Below are 19,022 nucleotides of genomic sequence, written 5' to 3'. Positions count from 1 at the left end.
GGCTGTCTCGTCCTGGTGGGCGATACTGGGTTTGAACCTCGGGTGTCAGGTGTGTCCTCGACGTCGCACCCCTCCCCAGGTTATTGACCTTCCTGATCTGGATCGTTGAGGACGGGCGTCAGACCATGCCGCCGGGCGGTCGTGCCGATGAGTGCGCTTTGTCAAACGCAGGGAGGGCCCCCTTCTTCTGCTGCCCCAAGGGGCGCAGATCGTTTCTTCTCGGTGCTCATGCGCCCACCAACGAGAGCCGAACCGGCCAGCCGGAACGGGGCCGTGACCCGTCCGGGCGTTGATGCCGAACGGGGCGGCGGTGGGTATGGCTGAGGGAGATCGTCGGCGCCCGGCCTAGGGCGACCGAACCCGACACACGGAGGCACCCCATGAAGAGACTGCTCATCGTCACCGCCGGCGCGGTTGGATTCCTGCTCGGCTCGCGGGCCGGTCGGGAGCCCTACGAGCAGTTCATGCGCGCCATCGGCCAGTTGAAGGACGACCCCCGCGTGCAGGCGAAGGCGCACCAGGGTGCCCAGCTCGTGCGCGAGCAGGCGCCGGTCGTGGCGGACAAGGTGGCCGATGCCGCCCGGACGGCGACCGACAAGGTCACCTCGGCGGTTTCGGGGTCTACCGACGCCGGCGCCGCCGACTCGCGCCAGGAGAACGCGGAGGACCCTGTCGAGCGGGCCGTGCAGTTCCAGAAGGACCACGGGCCCAAGGGTCCGCTGCCCTGAGAGCCTGCCACCTGATCAGGGCGTCGGACTCCGGGTCCGACTCTGCCAGCGACGTGACGCCCATGACGCCGGCCGGGTTCCCGGACATCGGCCAGACCCAGCCTCCCGCGACCAGAGGGATGCGCACTCATGCCCTGACCGGCATCTCTTCGAATGGGGCGGCCTGCTCTCGGTCGTCCCGAGCGGTTCCTGAGCCTCCTTCTAGCCGACGGTGAAGCGCGCCCCGAGCGCGATGACCGGTGGCACGGTCGCCGAGGTGAGGAAGCGGGAGACTCGGGAGACGATCCCGCTCTCCGGGTTCCAAGCCATGATCCACGTGCCGCTTGTCGCGACGGAGAGGTAGAGCACCTCACCGCGGACCGACCATCCCAGCACCGTGCAGCAGCCGGGGTCGCGGGGCTGCTCCTCGCCGAACACGAGCATCCGCTCGTAGCCCATCCGGTTGGTGGCGACGATGACGGTGCGGGGCGCGGCCGCCTGCAGGTGGCGGTCCTGTCCCGGGCCGAGCGCGAAGGCGGACGCGTACTGTGCCGCGTTGGACACGGTCCCACCCAAAGGGCGCGTATGCGGCCAGTCAACGGGGACGGGCCGTGCGGACGGGTTGGGCAAGTGCTGGTCCAGGACGGTCTGGCCGTTCTCGACCCGGAACTCTCGCGTGCCGGGGCTGCGGGGTGGGTCCGATGCGGGCCACCGTGGGGACAGTCCTGGCGACCATGTGCCGGTTGCCGAACCGGCCCGGACGTAGCCGCCCAGCCACCCGGCCCACTGCAGGTCGGGCGACGGGATCGCGACGTCGTGCGCCGTACGGGTGCCGACGTCGACCACGACGACCCTCCCCGGCTGGGGGAACGCGAGGCTCGTCTTGTCACCGGAGAACGCCCACACGTCCAGCGGCGGGCCGCCGATGCCGGGTCCGGTCCGCAGGCCGACGAGGGCAACGGTGTCGAGGGTGAAGAGCCCGCCGTCACCCCATACGACCACGGGAACCCACTGACCCGGGGAGCGCTCCTCGAGGTAGACCGCGTCACCGAGCGCCTTCAGCCCGCTGGGTCGATGGCTGCTCGCGAGCTCGTGGGGACGGTTGGGGTCGATGATGGGCGTCAGGCCGGTCGCGAGCAGCGGCTGGCTCGCCTCCGTGCCGGCCTCGGGCGCGACGACGTACTTCGGGCCGTCCGCGGTCGTGTGCCAGACCGCCCCGGCCGCCTGCGGCACCGGCGTCAGGTCGGCCGTCGTGGGGAGTGCGAGCCGGGTCACCCCGGGGAACCCGGTCGCCCCGGCGGTGCGGATGATCGCTTGTCCTCGACCCTCGGCCCACACGCCTGCCGCCCAGACGGCCGCGACGACGAGCGCCGAAAGCACGCGGCGCCGCGTCGCCGACCGCTGAAGGAGCGCCTGCTGCCAAGCGCGATCCGCGAGGTCGACCTCCAGAACGCCCGCGCTGGCCTCCTCCAGCAGCGCTCGGATCTCCCCCCCGGTCGGCGGCGCCCCGTCCGACCGAGCTAGGGCGTGCCGGCCGCCCCACTCCGCCTCCCGGGCCCGGTGCCGGGCAATCCCCAACGCCTCGGCGGTCTCGTCCACCGACCGGTTCTCCCCGAAGCGCAGCACGAGCACGGCGCGCTCCCGTGGCGGGAGCAGGGCGAGGGGAGGAACGCCGAGCGAGTGCCGGTCGGCCGGGGCGATACCTGCGGCCGCGGCCATGGCGTCCCGGTGGATGCGGGCGCGTACGAACGCCTCAGGCGACGCGTCGGGGAGGTGCCGCCAGCGGCCGGCGAGACTCGTGAGCACGCCCAGCACGAGCTGCTCGGCGCAACGGACGTCACCGGTCACGAGCCAGGCGCCGCGGAGCAGCCCCAGCTGCCGTGCCCGCACGTAGCCGGCGAAGTCCGCGTCCATCACGCGCATACGCCCTCCTCTTCCAAGGATGGACGCAGTAGCGGCCCGAGCACATCCCCCGGGGCAGCAAGGGGTCCGCTAGGTCACGGCCGGCTCGCCGTCACGGATGCGCAGTCAGCGGGCGCCGACGTTGTGCTGTAGGACGGGCACAGAAACGGCAGGCCATCCCGGAAACCGGGTCTGACCTGCCGTTTTGGATGTGGGCGATACTGGGTTTGAACCAGTGACCTCTTCGGTGTCAACGCGAAAGCCCGGGCGGACGAGCAGGTCGCTTGTGCTCGTGTGAGTCCACGTGAGTCCCTGTCTGTGGCGCTATCTCCACCGCGGTTGTCACTCACTTAGTCACTCAACCGAGTCCCTCGGCTGCAACCCTCAGTGTCAGGTGTGTCGAGGTCGCGCCCCTCCCCCAGGTTAGTGATCGTCCGGATCTCCCGATGAGCGGGCTCGGGACCCCTGCTGGTCAGCACGTCTATTCCGGCGGTCACTTCAGCTGCTGGTGTCGATGCTCAGAGCTGTCAGAGCGGTCAGGGCGTCGAGTTGGGCGTTCTCGAGGACAACGTCCGCGGCCGAGGCATTGGCCGTGATCTCATCGACTGTCTCGGCACCGACGATGGCGGAGGCGACCGCCGGGCGGGACAGAAGCCAGGCGAGCGAAATCTGGTGGGGCCGCAGACCCCACTCCTCGCTGCACCTCTCGATGGCCCGTCCCACGTCCAGCTCTGCTTCGCTGAACCCAGGACCCGAGAACCGCATGTCCCCTTGGACTTCGCGATCCAGCACGCCCATCCCTGCGAGCAGGCCGCCGTGGAGGGGAGCGTATGGGACGAGGGAAAGGCCGAACTCGACGCATGCCGGAGCCAACTCACGCTCGGCAGCGCGGTCGATGAGGTTGTACTTCACCTGGACACAGACTGGGGCGTGCAAGCGGCGGTCATCGGCGATCCACAACGCTTGAGTGACCTGCCAAGCCGGGTAGTTGGAGAGCGCCACGTACCGCAGTTTGCCCTGGCGTACCAGGTCGTCATACGTCGACAGCGTCTGCTCCAGAGCCGTATCGGCATCCGGGGCATGCGCGTAGTACAGGTCGATGTAGTCCGTTCCCAGCCGGGCCAGGCTGTTCTCGACTTGCTGGATGATGTGCCGGCGCGACAGCCCATGGTCGTTCACGCCCGGCCCCACCACTTCGCGCGACTTCGTCGCCACCACCACCTCGTCGCGGCGACCGGCGAGTGCTCGCCCGAGGATGACCTCGGCCGGTTGGCGTTCGGACGCGGGTGGCGCGCCCGCCCGGTCGAAGGTGGGCATGTGGCCATAGACGTTCGCGGTGTCGAAGAAGTTGATGCCCAGGTCCAGCGCGGCATGGACCACTCGCTCGGCGTCGCGCTCATTCGGCGCCACCCCGAAGGTCGCGGTACCTAAGCAGATCCTGGAGACGTTGACGCCTGTCCGGCCTAGCGGCATGTACTCCATGAGCCACCTCATCGTCAGCTATTCAGCCCGAGGCACGCACGGGCACCTCGGCGGTCAAGGCGCTAACAAACCTACTCAGACATTCCAGAGTCCAGCGGGCGCTGAGCGCTGCACAAGACCCACGCACTGGTCCGTCCGGGCGTCCTGTCATGCCGCTACTGGCGCAACACGTAGCGGTCCCGGGGTTCCCCCTTAAGCGCAGGGTCCGCGGGTCCGGCCAGTTCCATTCCGCATCGTTCGTACAAACGCCTGGCAGCCACTCCGCCCGGATATCCGGCGGTGAAGGTAACCACGTCGATGTCGCCGTCAGGCCACCGCTCCATTGCCGTGTGCACGAGTGCGCGGCCCAGCCCGCGGCCCCGGGCGGCGTCAGCCACTGCCAGCCAATGGATGCGGTGCGGCTTGTCGTCGCGGCTTAGCAGGATCCCGCCAGTGATCGCCCCGTGCGGTCCGGTCACGAGAGCAGTCTCACGCCCGACAGCTCTTGTGATGGCCTGCTCGGTGTCGGGCATCGGGCCGAAGAGTGGCTCGACTTCCCGAGCCAGTGCTAACCACGCGGGGATGTCGTCGGCTGTGGCACTGCGGACGATGGGCAACACGCGAGCGACACTAGCGGGAGAAGCTCAGCCGTGAGCCCGGGATGTTACCGGATTGCCGCGTTGAGGGCGGCTAACGACCCCGCGTCGCGGCCCGGCAACCCCCGGAGGCAACAGTCCGTCGCTGAGTCTGAAAGGTCTCTCGCGTGGATACTGGCGTCATGATGGCGCGGCGAGTTGCTACCTCGGTCGCTGTGGGAATGCTGGGCCTTCTGTCCTGCTCATGTTCCGGTCCGGAACCAGTGGCCGGCCTGACCTATCGACTTGGACCGGAGGCGAATCAGGTCACGCTGCCGCCCGTGACATCTCCGTCCGCAGGAGTACGCGCTGAGCTTGCCGACGAGGACTCCCAGTCGGTTGCCGTGCCCGTCTACGTTGATGAGCCAGCGGGCGGCCAAGACGGGGGCGGCGACAGCGTTTCCAACGATTTGGGCAGGGAGTTCCCGGTCACCCTGACGTTGTCGGCTCCCTTGGCCGGTCGCGCGGTCATGAACGAAGGTCAAGACGTACCGGAAGCGGCGACCCTCCGGCCATGAGGCATGCCCACCCGTGCCCCCTGAGGACCAGACGCTCGGTCATGCCGCGGATCGGTAGCGTTCAGCTATGACGCCGGTGGAGGTCGACGGGGAGCGCTTCGAAGTAACTGAACGGATCAGCGAGCCCGGGGTCTACGAGATCCGATGGGTTTCCGGTCCCCACGACGGGTACGGCTTCGCGACGTCGTCCTACTACGGAGAACGCAAGACCGAGGCCGAGCTCGAGGACGCGATCCGCAACTTCCTGCGCCAAGTTGGCCCCTCCGGGTACATCGAGTAGCTCAACCGTGTCTGCCGCATGTTGCGCATGGACTGGACCTCATCGGCCCTCAGGACTGTCCAGGTCCCTGTGCAAGCATGTCTCGCCCGCCGACCGAAGAACTCTGCGACGGGACTGCCCAACAGGCGGGACTCCTCAGGGACACCGGAAAGTGTCCTTGTGCCGTCGTCCGTCGTCCGGACGACTCCAGAGGCGACGTTCGTACCGTCCACGTTCGCGACTCCAGACCGCGCCGCCAAGGGGCGCGGGGAACTCGCGACGTGAACCAACGGCACCCGGCCGGCTCACCGGGCAGGATCAGGGGTGGATGACCTCCGTCCCCACCACACCAAACAGGAGCCGACGATGACCGACACCCCCTCGACGCAGCCCTTCGAGCCACCCGCGGCCGCTGCGAGCAGCACACCAACCCCACCGGCCGAAACCCAGGACGCCACCGGGTTCACCGACGCCGAGCACCGCACCCTGCGCTCGGCCGCGATGCTGGCAAGCGCGTGGGTGTCACGCGCGGAGAAGGGGATGTTCGACAGCATCAAGGAGTCCTTCGCCGCGTCGAAGGCGATCGCGGGCTCACCCCCAGAGGTCGCCGCCCTGGTCGGCAAGGGCGGGTTCCCCGAGATGCCGAAGGGTACGCCCGCGGACGTCGAAGCCCGTACCTTGGCGCTACTGGGCGAAGCGGTCTCGCTGTTGCGGGCAAAGGCTCCCCAGCTCGTCGACGGCTACCGCGCCATGGTCCTACAAAGCTGTCGTGACGCCGCGTCTGCAGCCGACGACACCTCACCCAACGAGACGGCTGTCATCGCCAAGGTAGAAGCCGCGCTGGCTTGACCACGCCCGCCGGGCACTGGATGCAAAGGTCCGCTACGCCTAACGGTGGACGCCGCAGCGCCTACCGAGACGCCATCTCGCGGTTCATAGATGCGGTGTGCGAACGTCCGCAAGTGCCGCGGATGGTGTGTGGCCACCGGTTCAGCGCCTCCTGGCCTTCAACTCACTGATCGGGATCATGGAAAGGCGCCCGAGCGAGGCTCGCACTGCGGCCGCCTCAGCATCGGTCACATTGAAGGAAAGGGAGGAGCCCGTGTCCGAGAAGTACGCCACCCACCGCATCGACGCGTCGTAAAGCTCGACGCCGATGGACCACGACGCGAACGCGCGGAGCAGACTCACATGCTTGGGTTGGCGAACATCAAGTTCGATTCCAAAGCCTGAGTCTCCACACCCCTGCGGCAGGCCCACATGCACGAGCGCAGCCTGCGTCGCGCGAGCCGCGGCAGGCAGATCTCTCTGATCTGAAATGGCGTCGATCCACGCTGTCTCCACCCGAGGAAGGACGACATCAAGGACGGCCTGACACGCACCTTCAGCCTCGACTCGATCAACCAGATCCCGATCAACGGTGTATTCGGCAACCAGCTCAGCCACGAGGACAGTCTGCCGCCCAGTCACCGTCACACGTTCGCCTCTGCCACCAGTCGGTCGTGCCGATGTGCGGGCTCTCGTCGCCGACTCTTCGGACTGCTCAGGGGTGGAGAGACTGGTCCGCCTCGACGAGCCGCAGGTCGGTGAACCGCACGACAAGGCCCGAGCGCGTGGGCGCGCAGCACAGAAGTCCCACGCGTAGAGGCCCGGGCGGTAAGGGTGCTACGCGCACGAGCCGCCAGGTTTCGTCGCCGCTTCGGGCCCGGACCGTGAGTGCGTCGCCCTTACGACTTGCCCGTACGACGACGGCGTGGCCCGACCACCCCGGCACGGGGGCGACCGACCAGTCCGAGACACCCCGCGTGACGACTGCTCCTAACTGCAGGACGCCGTCGGCCAACTCGACGCCGGCCTTGATCCACTGCTCCGCGTCGGCACGGATCAGCAGGCCCGCCTGATCGAACTGGGCCGAGAAGTCAGCGATGAACCTGACCTCAGCGGCCGTCCCGTCGGGGAAGTCCGTGAGCAGGGCGTGGCCTGTGTCGTGGATGAACCCGTAGGAGGTGGTTCGCCACAGGTCGCTCCCCTCCGCCGCCGTGACCAGCAGGTCGTCCTGGTCGCGGGAGACCTGCGGGGGTGGGTTCAGCCAATCAAGGTGCCGCCAACCCGTACGCCACCCGTCAGCCGGTCCTCGGTCGGTCACGGAATCATTCTTTCACGACTGCGGGTTCGCGCGGTTGCAGTGGACGTCCAACCGCGCGGTGTGTGTTTGGCACTCTGACGGCAGGCATCGCTGGGCGGTCGCCCTCAGCCTGGTCGCATCCATCGTCGTGGCCCTGCTCCACCAGGAGAACCTCGGGGGCGCCTGCACCCGTCCCCCTGGGCGTTGAGGAATTCGCGTCCGCTCACGTCGACTGATTCTCGTCGGGCGCACGACCGCGGCCTCGCAGCATCCCCGTCGATAGCCGCGCGGCGCAGCGGCCAGGACGAGAGGACCGAACATCCGCACATGGCTCCCTTCTGTGTCAAGACGCCGTGGACATGAGCGTTCTAGGCTGGGTGTTGACGGGTCCGGGAAGTGGCTTGTCCGAAGAGCCGGTGTGGGGTTGTGAGCCGGTCGCGCTGGAGTCAGAGTCGTTGCCCCGGTGCCCTCCCGGGTCCGTCACCCGCCCAGCCACATAGTCGCCGAGCATGGTCCGGAAGACGAGGTCGGACAGCCGGCGTTTGAGGCAGCGCATCGCCTCCATCGACGTCTTGCCGGCGGCTTTCTTCCGGTCGAAGCAGGCCCGCCCTTCGGTCGGGGTGCGCAGCTGCACGGTGGCCATGATGTGCAGCACCCGGTTGATCTGCCGGTTACCGCCACGGGAGAGCCGATGCCGGACGTGGTCCCCGGAGGACGCGTCGATCGGGGCCGTGCCGGTCCAGGAGGCGGAGTGGTTGCGGTCCGGGAACCGGGCCAGGTCCCCGACCTCGACGAGCAGCCGTGCCGCACCCGACGGGCCGACACCGTGCAGGCCCAGCAGTGAGGTGCCAGTCGCGGCGACGAGCTCCCTGAGCTCCTTGTCGGCGGCCTTCTTCCGCGAGTACATCCGCTCCAGGTCCGCGACCAGCTCCGCGGCGACGCGCTTGCGGGTCTTGCCGACGGCATCCCGCGGTCGCACCGCAGCCAGGATGGGCTTGGCCTGAGCGGCGGAGAGGTGCTTCTTCGCGCCACCAGGCAGCATTTCCAACAGGATCCGGTGCAGCTGGCTGATCTTGCGGGTGTGCTCGTCCCCGATCGAGCGGCGCCGATCCACCAGCAGCTGCAGCACCTCGAGCTGCGCATCGGACACGATCGGGCGCTGCCCGTCCATCCGGGTCCCGACCAGCGCGACCGAGTGCGCGTCGGTCCCGTCGGTCTTGCGCCCCTGCCCGGTCGCGAACACCCGCGCTGGAGCTGAAGGCTTCGCCGGCACGTCCACCACGACCTCACCGCCGCCCAAGAGCCGGTGGGAGATGTGCCGGCCGATCCCCTCGCAGCCCTCGATGGCCCACACCCGCTCCGGCCAGGCCGCTACGTGCTCGAGCATCGCGGCGTACCCCTCGACGCTCGTGTCGAAGCGGCCGCCGCCGACGACGGACTCGTCGCGACTCCGAAACCCTCGGCTACACCACCGAGCTCGACACGTACCCGCCGATCGTCACGTTCCACACCTGGCTCGTCGACGCCGCCGGATGGTCCGGCCAGCATGACGTCGACGAAGCAGCGGTCGGTGCCGCCACCATGCCCAGCGACGACACCGACCTGCCGGCAGTGTCATCCCGGAACACTTGGGGGACATCCGAGGACAAAGTCACCGCTCAGGTAGGAGGGTCGTCCCACTCGAGCGGTGACGCCGGCTGCGCCAACCTATCCAGCACAGACCGCGCAGGTGGCCGATTGCAGGAGAGCGCGTGAAGCTCGACCGACCCTGCCCCCGCTGCGACAAGCCGATCGCCGACACCGGCGCGGTCTGCCGTGCCTGCCGGCGCGACCTCGCGGCCCTGCTACGCACCGCGGCCGCGTACATCGACACCGGGCGCTTCGACGATGTGGTCGGCCGGCGTACCCGCACGAACGTCGGCGTCATCAAGCCGAAGCCGAGCGCCCGCGGCGTCTACCAGGGCCCGTGGTGCGGCGGCGGCTGGGACTGCGGGCACCCGTCGTGATGGGTCGTGTGGTACTCGATCCACGTCCGGTCCTTCGAAGCCGGCGGCCGCATCGAGGACCATATCTCGAACGAGCCCGCCGGCGTGATGAACGAGGGCGCGGCCGAGGCCCGCTGGGTCGTCGAAGCGACCGCGCGTGCCTGGGCCGACCTCATCCACCGCAAACGGGGCACCCTCATCCCCGTGTCGAGGCCCCCGATCGAAGGCGCGAGCACCTCGGGGCGATCGGCGACACCCACAAGCCGAAGGACGGCCGCACCCCGCGGTGCATCTTCGGCGATCTGCCGTTCGACCAGTGCGGCTGCGGCCGCCCACACCAGGAGGAAGCATGAAGCCCGACGCTGCCACCGCAAAAACCGTCGACAGAGCACTTGTGAGACCGGAGTTCCTGAGAGATCATCGTGCGCGCCACCGCCTGCCCTCTCTGCTTGAGCCAGGCGGTGGCGCTATGGACGAGATACCCTTCGTGCCCGAACCTGCACCCGGTAAGCCCGTCAAGTGACCGACGAGAGGGCGTCTACGCCCGACCTGCTGCGCTACCTCGCCGACCCACCGACTGGCTCGCTCACCGACCAGGCGACGAGGCCCTCGACGCCTCCGACGAGCTCCAACTCATCGCCGCCATGGTCGTTGCCGCCAGCGACACCCACGAGCCCGGGGTGTACGCCGGCCCCTGCGACATCTGCGGCGACGAGCTCTACGCGAAGCCCGGCGCGAGAGTCGTCCACTGCCGCCTCTGCAACGTCGACTACGACGTCGAGCCTCGCCGGCAGAAGCTCCTCAAGAAGGCCGAGAGCAAGCTCCTCGGTGCCGCCGACATCGCCCGCGTCCTGACCGGCGTAGGCCTCAAGGTCACCCCCGAACGAGTCCGCACATGGATCGCTCGCGAGCAGCTCAAGCCCGCCGGGATTGACCGTGCGCGCCGCCCGCTCTACCGCCTACGCGACGCCCAGAGGCTCGCTGAGCAGGGCCCGTTCAAGGCGACACGGCAGGCTGCTTGACCACATCAGCCCCTTCTGTCACGCATTCGAGCAGTGGCACGACCCATACCCACTCCACGACCGAAGGCCCACCTCACCCCTCGTTGAGGTGGGCCTTTCACATGCCCCCCGCCGCCGCCGACCACACGCAGCCAGCCACGAGCGGCACCGTGCGAGCGAGCAGCGGGCCCACCGTCTCGGCCATGTGAGGGGACACGCCGAGACCGCCCGCGGCCGCAGACCTCCAACCCGACACATGGGTGTGCGTCGAGAACAGGCCCGAGGTGCGGCCGCCGGCACCCGGCGTATGGCTGAAACGTGCTGACCTGCGTGACGCGGAGAGCCCGGCGAGTGTGCGCCACTGGGGCTGGGTCGAGCCCAGTGCGCGGATGGAACGCGGAAGCACTCCTCCTGTGTCATGCCGATGTGCGGACGCGGCAGTGAGGCTCCCACGTTCTTGGCTGGAGCAGTGTGGCCCAAGCTGCGTACACGCAGGTCTGTCGCACCACGGTTGGAACTATCTGGAACCCGCGCTCCGCCGCCTGCTCTTAGGCTGGAGCGATGGAGCAGAGAAGACTGGGCAACACCGGACTACGAGTGAGTCGCCTCGCGCTCGGCTGCATGAGCTACGGCGACCCCACCACCGCCGCCGCGCACCTCTGGGCCCTCGACGACGACGCGGCCGAACCCTTCTTCCGCCAAGCCGTCGACCTCGGCATCACCTTCTGGGACACCGCCAACGTCTACCAGCACGGGACCTCCGAGGCGCTCGTCGGCCGCGCCATCAAGCGGTACGCGCGCCGCGAGGACATCGTGCTGGCCACCAAGGTCCACGGGAAGATGCACGACGGCCCGGGCGGCCAGGGCCTGTCCCGCAAGGCCATCCTCGAACAGGTCGACGCCTCCCTGACGCGGCTCGGGACCGACTACATCGATCTCTACCAGATCCACCGTTTCGACCCGGAGACTCCGGTCGAGGAGACGATGGAAGCCCTGCACGACGTCGTCCAGGCCGGCAAGGCCCGCTATCTCGGGGCCTCCTCCATGTACGGATGGCAGTTCGCGAAGCTCCAGCAGGCAGCGCACCTGGGCGGGTGGACCCCGTTCGTGTCCATGCAGAACCAGTACAACCTGCTGAGGCGGCACGACGAGCCCGAGCTGATGGCCATGTGCGCCGACATGGGCGTAGGTCTGATCCCGTACTCGCCGCAGGGCAAGGGACGTCTCGCGCGACCGTGGGGCGAGCAGTCCCACCGCTCCACCGTGGACCACGTCGTTCAGGCCTTCGACTCACCACTTGACGAGCCCGTCGTCACCGCAGTCCAGAAGGTGGCGGATGCTCGCGGCGTCAGCATGGCGCAGGTTGCTCTCGCTTGGGTGCTCAACAACTCCGCCGTCTCAGCTGCGATCGTCGGCGCGACCAAACCTCACCACCTGTCCGAAGCGGTAGCGGCCCTTGACGTCCACCTCACCGACGACGAAAACTCCACGCTGGAAGCGCCCTACACGCACCACGGGCCGTCGTGGTTCTAGCCAGTCGGCCCCTCGGCAGATCCCCTGACTCCGCCGAGCACGGACCCGGGAAGCAATAACCGGATTTGCCGCGAGCCGAGCATTCCCCGATGAATAGAGGGGTGCGCAGGCAGTCACTTGCATCCCGTGCTGAGATCCGGACAGCCGGACCTGGTGGGCGTCAACGTCGAGACCCTCCGCTATTACGTGCGACGCGGCATCATCGCCGAACCGGACCGATCCCTCGGCGGGCACCGGATGTACAGCGAGGAGACCGTCACCACACTGCGCGTCATCAAGGCAGCGCAGCACCTCGGCTTCACCCTCGACGAGGTCGCAGAGCTGCTCGAGGCCGGTCGGCACCGGCATGGCAGCGGACTGCAGGCCAAGACCGAGGCGAAGCTCGCAGAGGTGGAGCGCAAGATCGCCGACCTCGAGGTCATCCGGGACAGCTTGGTCGCGGCGCGTGAGGCCGGGTGCGACGACCTCGTCGCCTGCGCTGGATCGGAATGCTGCCCGATCCCGTTCGTCCAGATCACCACCCGACCCGAAACGAGCACTCGGTTAAGCCTGCCATCAAGGACCGCCACCTGTACGGCGTGGGCGCAGCAGCCTGCGCCGTCTGCTGCGCCCGCACCGATCGTCGGTGTGCTCGGCCTGGCAGGAGCTGCCGCCGCCGCCGTCTCCTTCGCTTTCGCCGGGCTCGCCTTCCCATTGGTTGTCGCAGGCACCGGTCTGGTGCTCACGCTTGCACGCCGCCGCACCGAACGCATTCAGCACTGCTCTCCCGACGGCCCGGTGGACGTGACCGACGGCCCGCCGCGGTAGCCGACTACCCTTCCGCGTCCATGGACACCCTGCGCAGCATCGTGCTCTTGGTCGCCGCGGCGATCGCCGAGATCGGCGGTGCCTGGCTGATCTGGCAGGGAGTCCGTGAGCGTCGGGGATGGGCCTGGATAGGTGCCGGCATCATCGCCCTCGGGGTCTACGGCTTCGTCGCCACGCTGCAGCCCGACGCCAACTTCGGCCGCATCCTCGCCGCCTACGGAGGGGTCTTCGTCGCGGGATCACTCGCGTGGGGCATGGTGGGCGACGGCTTCAAACCTGACGGTTACGACATCATCGGTGCGCTCATCTGCCTGGTCGGGGTCTCGATCATCATGTACAGCCCGCGCCCGGACTGAACGTCCAGATTTGCCGCACTGAGGGCGGCTTCGATCGTCACACTTTGCCGCCGGGGCGTCGTGCCGATCTCAGGACGTCCCAAAAGGGATGGCGCCTGCATTCAGCGGACGCGAGAAACTGCTGATGGTCGGGGCAGAGTCAGTTCGGTCCCGCGCCATCCTGTTTCCGATACCCCTTCGCTACGGCGACGGGGGCATGAAGGACGCGATGTCGCCATAGGCGCGCATCGCGTCGATCCGATCGGCCGCCAGGTCATAAGCAACGCAGAAGGGGATGAGATCTCCGTCGCCGGCGCCGGCGCATGTTCCTTCGATGTAGGCGACGCCCTGGGCGGACATCAGTTGGCGGGTGCTCAGATCGGGCATGCGAGCGTGCAAGCCGTTGATGGCCCCTTCCACGGCCTCAGCACCGTGGACTACCGCGCCACTCTGAATCGTGGTCCATGTGACGTCCTCGGTGAAGAACTGCTGGAAGCTGCCCGTACCAAGAGCTGTGAAGTAGGCGGACATCGTCTGGCTGGTGTCGTCGGTCGACATCCGGGCTCCCTGCTTCGGCAATCACGAAAGGGTCCACTCAGTGTGCGCCGCTTCCTGCGGATCCACCAGCGGCCTCTGCGCCCGAAGCCCCTGGGCTGCCTAACCGCACATGCCGCTTGTCGCATGTTCGTTCTCAACACAGGAGATCGCTACGCGGACCACACCCGTGACGGCCGACGACTCGCGAACTCGACCCGTCTGTCCGTCATTCTTTCCACGAGCGAGGGCCTAGCGGAGCGCCTCCTTGTCGCATCTGCCTGGTCGCCATCAGCTCCTGATGGCCGCAGCGCTGGCAGACGAGCATGTCCTTGTCCCCGGGCTTGTGGAGGTACATGTGGCCCATGACCCAGCACGGGAAGTTCTTCAAGCGCATACTCGATCGTCCACCCGCCCGCGCCCGAGCGGTATGGGTTTCGGCATTCCGAGGAATTCGTCGAGCAGGCTGAAGACCGCGGTGAACCGATCGACTGGCAGCAGGGCGTAGCGGACCGAATGCTTGCTTGGCGAGTCGAAGCCGGCGGCTGAACGAAGACAGGGTGGAACGGCCGGTCATGCCGCTGGTCGCGGTCCTCGAATCGGCTAGCGCCTTCTCACCAAAGCGGCGCCGGGGCCATGGAGCGGATCTTCGGCCAGGAGCCGTGACCGACGTGCTCGCAGCGCCGGGGCCACGATCTGGATCGATAGTCACTCACTTAGTCACTCAGTCCCAGATATGCGCGCCCGAGCCCACACGACATGACAGCCCCTGACGGGCGTTTCCGCTGGTCAGGGGCTGTCTCGTGCTGGTGGGCGATACTGGGTTTGAACCAGTGACCTCTTCCGTGTCAAGGAAGCGCGCTACCGCTGCGCCAATCGCCCGTGGTGTTGCTGGTACTGCGTGGTGTCTCACCGAGGTGGAGACGGGATTTGAACCCGTGTACGCGGCTTTGCAGGCCGCTGCCTCGCCTCTCGGCCACTCCACCGTGGAAGGCAAGTGGATCTTTGCCTCCGAGCGGACGACCGGGCTCGAACCGGCGACCTCAACCTTGGCAAGGTTGCGCTCTACCAACTGAGCTACGTCCGCGGGAACACCAGCGGTGTAACTTCCCCGCTCGTGCTTGGTAGACATTAGCCGATCGATCCACGAGATACAAAACCGGCTCTGGTCGCCCCGTCAGCCCCGCCCCGCGGCCCGGTCGGGAGGCTTGGCCGAGGCGCCGTCGACAGCTCTGGACCCCTCGCCGACGCCCCGTTGGATCGCCGCCTTGATGGGTCCGTGGTCGCTGCTCTCGTACTGCTGGTCCCTCCCCCGGCGGGCATCGCCGGCCGGCACGTCGACGCCGTCCAACGTCGCGGGCGGGTCGGCGTCGGACGCCGTGGCACCTTCGCTCGCGTCGGTGTCGCTGCGGGCGATCAGGCCGCCGGCGCCCTCCCTGGCCCAGTTGACCAGCCGGACGTCCGCGCCGTCGTGCAGGTCGACCGGCCAGAGGGTGCGCACGGCCGCGTTGAGGCCCGCGCCGATGAGGATGGCCACGGCCAACGCGTACAACCAGATGAGCAGGACGATGGGAGTGCTCAGGGGGCCGTAGATGGACGAGCCGCCCATCGACGCCTCGACCGAGATCCGGACGACGTAGGAGGCGCCGATCCAGATCGCCATGGCGAGAAGGGCGCCCGGCACGTTGCGCCTCCACGGGCTCCGCCGCGGGGTCGACACGTGGTACATCGACGCGAGCAGCAGCACGCTGAAGACGATGAGCGTCGGCCAGTAGAGCGCCTTGGTCACGGTCGCGGCGCCGTCGGGGAGCCATGAGGCCAGCAGCCCCGGCCCGAGGAGCATGAGTGGCAGCACGAGGATCGCCGCGAGGATGCCGAGCGTGTAGAGCAGCAGGCTGAAGGCGCGCATGTGCACGATGCCGCGGGCGTCCTTCTGCCCGTACATGATCGACACGGTGTCGACGAAGACGTTGAGGGCTCGGGAGCCAGACCACAGCGACAGGATGAAACCGACGGAGATGATGTCGACGCGTCCGCCCTTGAGCACGTCGTTGATGGTCGGCAGGAGCAGCTCGTTGATGCTCGACTCGGACAGGAAGCGCGAGGCGTAGACCTCGATGGCCGACACGATGGAGCTGATCGTGTCGGAGCCGATCCATCCGCCGACGAAGCCGAGCCCGCCGAAGAGCCCGAGGACCAGCGGCGGCAGGCTGAGGAGCATGAAGAACGCCCCCTCCGCCGCGAGCCCGGTGACGCGGTAGCGCAGGCACACCCGGATCGTCTCGAGGGTGAGCCGCGCCAGCGGGATGCCCCACGGCACTCGCTCCAGCACTGCCCGCATTCTCGTCCGCACGCTCATCGCCTCCGAGGCTAACGGGGCCGCGACGGCACGCGGGACGCGTGACGGGCGCGACACTCGCCCGACGGGCCGGCCGGACCGGCCGCCGCCTAGTCTCGACGTGGTGAGCACACACGAGGTGACCAACCAGGTGCCGCCGTTCGTCGGCGGCGACTTCCTCGCCGACGACGTCGCGCTGCGGGAGTCGGTCGAGCGCTGGGCCGGCCCGGCGGCCGCGGCGGAGCTCGCCCCACTCGGCGCCCTCGCCGGCACCCCGGAGGCACAGGAGCACGCGCGCCTCGCCGACACCAACGTGCCGGTCCTGCGCACGCACGACTCCCGCGGCAACCGCGTCGACGAGGTGGAGTTCCACCCGTCGTGGCACTGGCTCATGACCCAGGCCGTCGGGGCCGGCCTCACGGCCGAGCCATGGACGACGCCCCCCGGTTCGGGCGCCCACGTGCGGCGTGCCGCCGGCTTCGTCCTGTGGTCGCGCGTCGAGGCCGGGCACGGCTGTCCCGTCTCGATGACGTATGCCGCCGGGTCGGCCCTGCGGCACGAGCCCACCCTGGGTGCCCGGTGGCTCCCGGCCCTCGCAAGCCGGACCTACGACCCCGGGATCCGACCCGTGTCGCTGAAGGCCGGCGCGATCTCGGGGATGGGCATGACCGAGAAGCAGGGCGGCTCGGACGTGCGCACCAACACGACCCGCGCGGTGCCGACGCCGGGAGGCCCGCTTCCCGGCGACACGTACCGGCTGACGGGCCACAAGTGGTTCTGCTCCGCACCGATGAGCGACGTCTTCCTCGTCCTGGCCCAGGCGCCCGGCGGACTCACCTGCTTCGTCGTGCCGCGCTCCCTCGACGACGGCGCACGCAACCCCTTCGCCCTCCAGCGGCTCAAGGACAAGCTCGGCAACCACTCGAACGCCTCCAGCGAGGTCGAGCTCGACGGGACCTGGGGCAGCCGACTCGGCGACGAGGGGCGCGGCGTGCGCACCATCATCGACATGGTCGGCGCCACCCGACTCGACTGCGTCCTCGGCTCGACGGCGACGATGCGCGACGCCGTGTCCCGGGCGCTGCACCACGCGCGGCACCGGTCCGCGTTCGGCGCCCGCCTCGTCGACCAGCCGCTCATGCGCAACGTCCTGGCCGACCTCGCGCTCGAGGCGGAGGCGGCGACCGTCCTCGGTCTCCGGCTGGCGCATGCGCTCGACTCCGGCGAGACCGAGCTCGCCCGTCTGGGCGTGGCGCTCGGCAAGTTCTGGGTGTGCAAGCGAACGGCCCCGATGGTGGCCGAGGCGCTCGAGTGCCTGGGAGGCAACGGCTACGTCGAGGAGAACGGCCTCGCGCGGCTCTACCGCGAGGCCCCGCTCAACTCGATCTGGGAGGGCTCGGGCAACGTCAACGCCCTGGACGTCGTGCGTGCCGTGACGCGTGAGCCGAGCACCCTCGAGGCTCTGACGAAGGAGCTGCACGAGGTCCGCGGCCGCAGCGCCGACCTCGATGCCCACGTGGACTCCGCTCTGGCACAGGCGCGCTCACTCGACCCGATGTCGACGGACGCGTCGTTCGGCGCGCGCGCCGTCGTGGAGCGGCTCGCACTCGCGCTCCAGGCGAGCCTGCTCGTCCAGCACTCCCCCGGCCCCGTCGCCGACGCCTTCGTCGCCAGCCGCATCGCCGGGCGTCGCGGCCACACCTTCGGCTCGCTCGACGTCGACCTGGCCGGTGCCGCGGCGGCCGTCATCGACCGGGCCGGCTGACGAAGGGCGCGATCACGCGGAACCCGTTGGGCGGCATACGCCCTCGGGGTCGTCGGAGGACGCCGACGGCGCGCCGTCAGCTCGCCGACAGGCGCTTCTTCTCCACCTCGACGTCGAAGTCGGCCTGTGGCCACTGGAGGTTCATGCCGCGCAGCGCCTCGAGGAGCAGCTGCTGGACCGCGAGGCGGGCGTACCACTTGCGGTCGGCAGGGACGACGTGCCACGGCGCCCCGACGGTCGAGGTCTTGTCGAGGACCGCCTGGTACGCCTCCATGTACTCGCCCCAGTGGCTGCGCTCGTCGACGTCACCCGGGTTGTACTTGTAGTACTTGTCCGGACGGTCGAGACGCTCCATGAGACGCGCCTTCTGCTCGTCCTTGGAGATGTGGGTCATGACCTTGATGACCGTCGTCCCGGCAGCGATCGCCTTGCGCTCGAAAGCGTTGATCTGGGCATATCGCCTGGACCAGACGGCCTCGGGCACGACGTCGTGGACCCGCACGATGAGGACGTCCTCGTAGTGCGACCGGTCGAAGACCCCGAGCTGACCGGCGCCGGGAAGGGCCTTCTCGATGCGCCAGAGGAAGTCGTGCGCGAGCTCCTCCTTCGTCGGCGCCTTGAAGCCGGTCGCCTTGACGCCCTGCGGGTTGACGGAGATGACGTGGCGCATGATGCCGCCCTTGCCCGAGGTGTCCATGCCCTGCACGACGAGCAGGAGGGACCGCTTCGAGCCCGTCGTGGACTCCGCGAAGAGCCGCTCCAGCAGGTCGGACAGCTCTGCCTCGCAGGCCTTGAGCGCCGCCTTGCCCTCGAGCTTCTTTCCGGTGAAGCCGGGAGTCCCCGACGTGTCGACGTCGGTGAGCACGAAGCCCTTGCCGACGCGCAGCGCGTTGGCGACGTCCTGGATCTCCTCGACGGCCGCCTCCTCGTGCGCGGCGATCACCTCGTCCTCGGCGGCCTGTGTCTCGAGCTCCTTCGCCTTCTTGCTCGAGACCTTGCCCGCCTGCTTGCCGGACTTCTTGCCGGACTTCTTGCCCTTGCCCTTCGCGCCCTTGCCCATGGCGCCATCCTGCCCGACCCACGAGCCACGCGACGGGATGTGACACCACCGATCCGC

At 68.7% G+C, this 19,022-nt stretch carries 17 protein-coding genes, 3 tRNA genes and 1 pseudogene; 9 read left to right on the top strand and 12 right to left on the bottom strand.

Annotated features, from left to right (window positions below):
• Positions 1 to 380 precede the first annotated feature (380 nt).
• Positions 381 to 728, top strand: coding sequence for a hypothetical protein (locus ASG96_RS12425; RefSeq protein ID WP_057588088.1), 348 nt, complete (start codon positions 381 to 383; stop codon positions 726 to 728).
• 201 nt (positions 729 to 929) lie between these two features.
• Here the strand turns inward: ASG96_RS12425 and ASG96_RS12420 are convergent, their stop codons facing one another.
• From ASG96_RS12420 to ASG96_RS12410, 3 genes are all read right to left on the bottom strand, one after another.
• A complete protein-coding gene (locus tag ASG96_RS12420) occupies positions 930 to 2,630 on the bottom strand; it encodes a sigma factor-like helix-turn-helix DNA-binding protein (protein ID WP_057588087.1) in 1,701 nt (566 codons plus the stop codon).
• 477 nt (positions 2,631 to 3,107) lie between these two features.
• On the bottom strand, positions 3,108 to 4,091 hold the full coding sequence (locus tag ASG96_RS12415; protein ID WP_057588425.1) for an aldo/keto reductase: 984 nt from the start codon (positions 4,089 to 4,091) through the stop codon (positions 3,108 to 3,110).
• 155 nt (positions 4,092 to 4,246) lie between these two features.
• Entirely contained in the window at positions 4,247 to 4,690 is a 444-nt protein-coding gene (locus ASG96_RS12410) for a GNAT family N-acetyltransferase (RefSeq protein WP_057588086.1), read from the bottom strand.
• Between the two features lie 600 nt (positions 4,691 to 5,290).
• Here ASG96_RS12410 and ASG96_RS12405 point away from each other — a divergent pair.
• Positions 5,291 to 5,503 (top strand): hypothetical protein, encoded by a 213-nt coding sequence (locus ASG96_RS12405; RefSeq protein ID WP_056757811.1) that lies wholly within the window; start codon positions 5,291 to 5,293, stop codon positions 5,501 to 5,503.
• 345 nt (positions 5,504 to 5,848) lie between these two features.
• Entirely contained in the window at positions 5,849 to 6,331 is a 483-nt protein-coding gene (locus ASG96_RS12400; RefSeq protein WP_157610816.1) for a hypothetical protein, read from the top strand.
• A 141-nt stretch (positions 6,332 to 6,472) separates the two neighbouring features.
• Here ASG96_RS12400 and ASG96_RS23255 read toward each other — a convergent pair whose 3' ends face one another.
• The 3 genes and pseudogenes from ASG96_RS23255 to ASG96_RS12380 form a co-directional block, all read right to left on the bottom strand.
• Entirely contained in the window at positions 6,473 to 6,928 is a 456-nt protein-coding gene (locus tag ASG96_RS23255) for a hypothetical protein (RefSeq protein ID WP_157610814.1), read from the bottom strand.
• A 97-nt stretch (positions 6,929 to 7,025) separates the two neighbouring features.
• Positions 7,026 to 7,628: a DUF1349 domain-containing protein gene (locus tag ASG96_RS12385; RefSeq protein ID WP_082591753.1), complete on the bottom strand. Its 603-nt coding sequence runs from the start codon at positions 7,626 to 7,628 to the stop codon at positions 7,026 to 7,028.
• A 322-nt stretch (positions 7,629 to 7,950) separates the two neighbouring features.
• Positions 7,951 to 9,039: pseudogene (locus ASG96_RS12380) on the bottom strand (IS110 family transposase); the annotation flags it as partial.
• A gap of 319 nt (positions 9,040 to 9,358) precedes the next feature.
• Here ASG96_RS12380 and ASG96_RS12375 point away from each other — a divergent pair.
• The 5 genes from ASG96_RS12375 (at position 9,359) to ASG96_RS12355 (ending at position 13,289) form a co-directional block, all read left to right on the top strand.
• Positions 9,359 to 9,613, top strand: coding sequence for a hypothetical protein (locus tag ASG96_RS12375; protein ID WP_056757826.1), 255 nt, complete (start codon positions 9,359 to 9,361; stop codon positions 9,611 to 9,613).
• Between the two features lie 623 nt (positions 9,614 to 10,236).
• A complete protein-coding gene (locus ASG96_RS12370) occupies positions 10,237 to 10,614 on the top strand; it encodes a hypothetical protein (RefSeq protein ID WP_057588082.1) in 378 nt (125 codons plus the stop codon).
• A 540-nt stretch (positions 10,615 to 11,154) separates the two neighbouring features.
• Positions 11,155 to 12,126 carry an aldo/keto reductase gene (locus ASG96_RS12365; RefSeq protein WP_057588081.1) on the top strand — a complete coding sequence of 324 codons (972 nt, stop codon included), beginning with the start codon at positions 11,155 to 11,157 and terminating at the stop codon, positions 12,124 to 12,126.
• 153 nt (positions 12,127 to 12,279) lie between these two features.
• Positions 12,280 to 12,933: a MerR family DNA-binding protein gene (locus ASG96_RS23800; RefSeq protein WP_235509151.1), complete on the top strand. Its 654-nt coding sequence runs from the start codon at positions 12,280 to 12,282 to the stop codon at positions 12,931 to 12,933.
• Between the two features lie 20 nt (positions 12,934 to 12,953).
• Positions 12,954 to 13,289 (top strand): YnfA family protein, encoded by a 336-nt coding sequence (locus tag ASG96_RS12355; protein ID WP_057588080.1) that lies wholly within the window; start codon positions 12,954 to 12,956, stop codon positions 13,287 to 13,289.
• 180 nt (positions 13,290 to 13,469) lie between these two features.
• Here the strand turns inward: ASG96_RS12355 and ASG96_RS12350 are convergent, their stop codons facing one another.
• The 5 genes from ASG96_RS12350 to ASG96_RS12330 all read right to left on the bottom strand — a co-directional run bounded on the left by ASG96_RS12350 (position 13,470) and on the right by ASG96_RS12330 (position 16,143).
• A complete protein-coding gene (locus ASG96_RS12350) occupies positions 13,470 to 13,826 on the bottom strand; it encodes a nuclear transport factor 2 family protein (RefSeq protein ID WP_057588079.1) in 357 nt (118 codons plus the stop codon).
• Positions 13,827 to 14,609: 783 nt separating this feature from the next.
• Positions 14,610 to 14,684, bottom strand: a tRNA-Val gene (locus ASG96_RS12345).
• Between the two features lie 33 nt (positions 14,685 to 14,717).
• A tRNA-Cys gene (locus tag ASG96_RS12340) sits at positions 14,718 to 14,788 on the bottom strand.
• 28 nt (positions 14,789 to 14,816) lie between these two features.
• Positions 14,817 to 14,889: transfer RNA gene (locus ASG96_RS12335), tRNA-Gly, on the bottom strand.
• Positions 14,890 to 14,979: 90 nt separating this feature from the next.
• Entirely contained in the window at positions 14,980 to 16,143 is a 1,164-nt protein-coding gene (locus ASG96_RS12330) for a YihY/virulence factor BrkB family protein (RefSeq protein WP_369813598.1), read from the bottom strand.
• Between the two features lie 121 nt (positions 16,144 to 16,264).
• Between ASG96_RS12330 and ASG96_RS12325 the strand changes: the two genes are divergently transcribed.
• Complete coding sequence (locus ASG96_RS12325) at positions 16,265 to 17,905, top strand: acyl-CoA dehydrogenase family protein (protein ID WP_057588077.1); 1,641 nt, start codon at positions 16,265 to 16,267, stop codon at positions 17,903 to 17,905.
• 76 nt (positions 17,906 to 17,981) lie between these two features.
• Here ASG96_RS12325 and ASG96_RS12320 read toward each other — a convergent pair whose 3' ends face one another.
• On the bottom strand, positions 17,982 to 18,965 hold the full coding sequence (locus ASG96_RS12320; RefSeq protein WP_057588076.1) for a polyphosphate kinase 2 family protein: 984 nt from the start codon (positions 18,963 to 18,965) through the stop codon (positions 17,982 to 17,984).
• Positions 18,966 to 19,022: the final 57 nt, after the last annotated feature.

This window comes from Terrabacter sp. Soil810 (assembly GCF_001429645.1).
Classification (GTDB): Bacteria; Actinomycetota; Actinomycetes; order Actinomycetales; family Dermatophilaceae; genus Terrabacter.
Note: the sequence above shows the minus strand (reverse complement) of the source record. Positions and strands in the feature narration are given on the sequence as shown.

Excerpts from the sequence above, each read along its gene's own strand:
- ASG96_RS12415 (WP_057588425.1), bottom strand. The coding sequence starts at position 4,091 with ATGGAGTACATGCCGCTAGGCCGGACAGGCGTCAACGTCTCCAGGATC.
- ASG96_RS12330 (WP_369813598.1), bottom strand. The coding sequence starts at position 16,143 with ATGCGGGCAGTGCTGGAGCGAGTGCCGTGGGGCATCCCGCTGGCGCGG.
- ASG96_RS12355 (WP_057588080.1), top strand. The coding sequence starts at position 12,954 with ATGGACACCCTGCGCAGCATCGTGCTCTTGGTCGCCGCGGCGATCGCC.
- ASG96_RS12320 (WP_057588076.1), bottom strand. The coding sequence starts at position 18,965 with ATGGGCAAGGGCGCGAAGGGCAAGGGCAAGAAGTCCGGCAAGAAGTCC.
- ASG96_RS12420 (WP_057588087.1), bottom strand. The coding sequence starts at position 2,630 with ATGCGCGTGATGGACGCGGACTTCGCCGGCTACGTGCGGGCACGGCAG.
- ASG96_RS12425 (WP_057588088.1), top strand. The coding sequence starts at position 381 with ATGAAGAGACTGCTCATCGTCACCGCCGGCGCGGTTGGATTCCTGCTC.
- ASG96_RS12405 (WP_056757811.1), top strand. The coding sequence starts at position 5,291 with ATGACGCCGGTGGAGGTCGACGGGGAGCGCTTCGAAGTAACTGAACGG.
- ASG96_RS12350 (WP_057588079.1), bottom strand. The coding sequence starts at position 13,826 with ATGTCGACCGACGACACCAGCCAGACGATGTCCGCCTACTTCACAGCT.
- ASG96_RS12400 (WP_157610816.1), top strand. The coding sequence starts at position 5,849 with ATGACCGACACCCCCTCGACGCAGCCCTTCGAGCCACCCGCGGCCGCT.
- ASG96_RS12370 (WP_057588082.1), top strand. The coding sequence starts at position 10,237 with ATGGTCGTTGCCGCCAGCGACACCCACGAGCCCGGGGTGTACGCCGGC.
- ASG96_RS12365 (WP_057588081.1), top strand. The coding sequence starts at position 11,155 with ATGGAGCAGAGAAGACTGGGCAACACCGGACTACGAGTGAGTCGCCTC.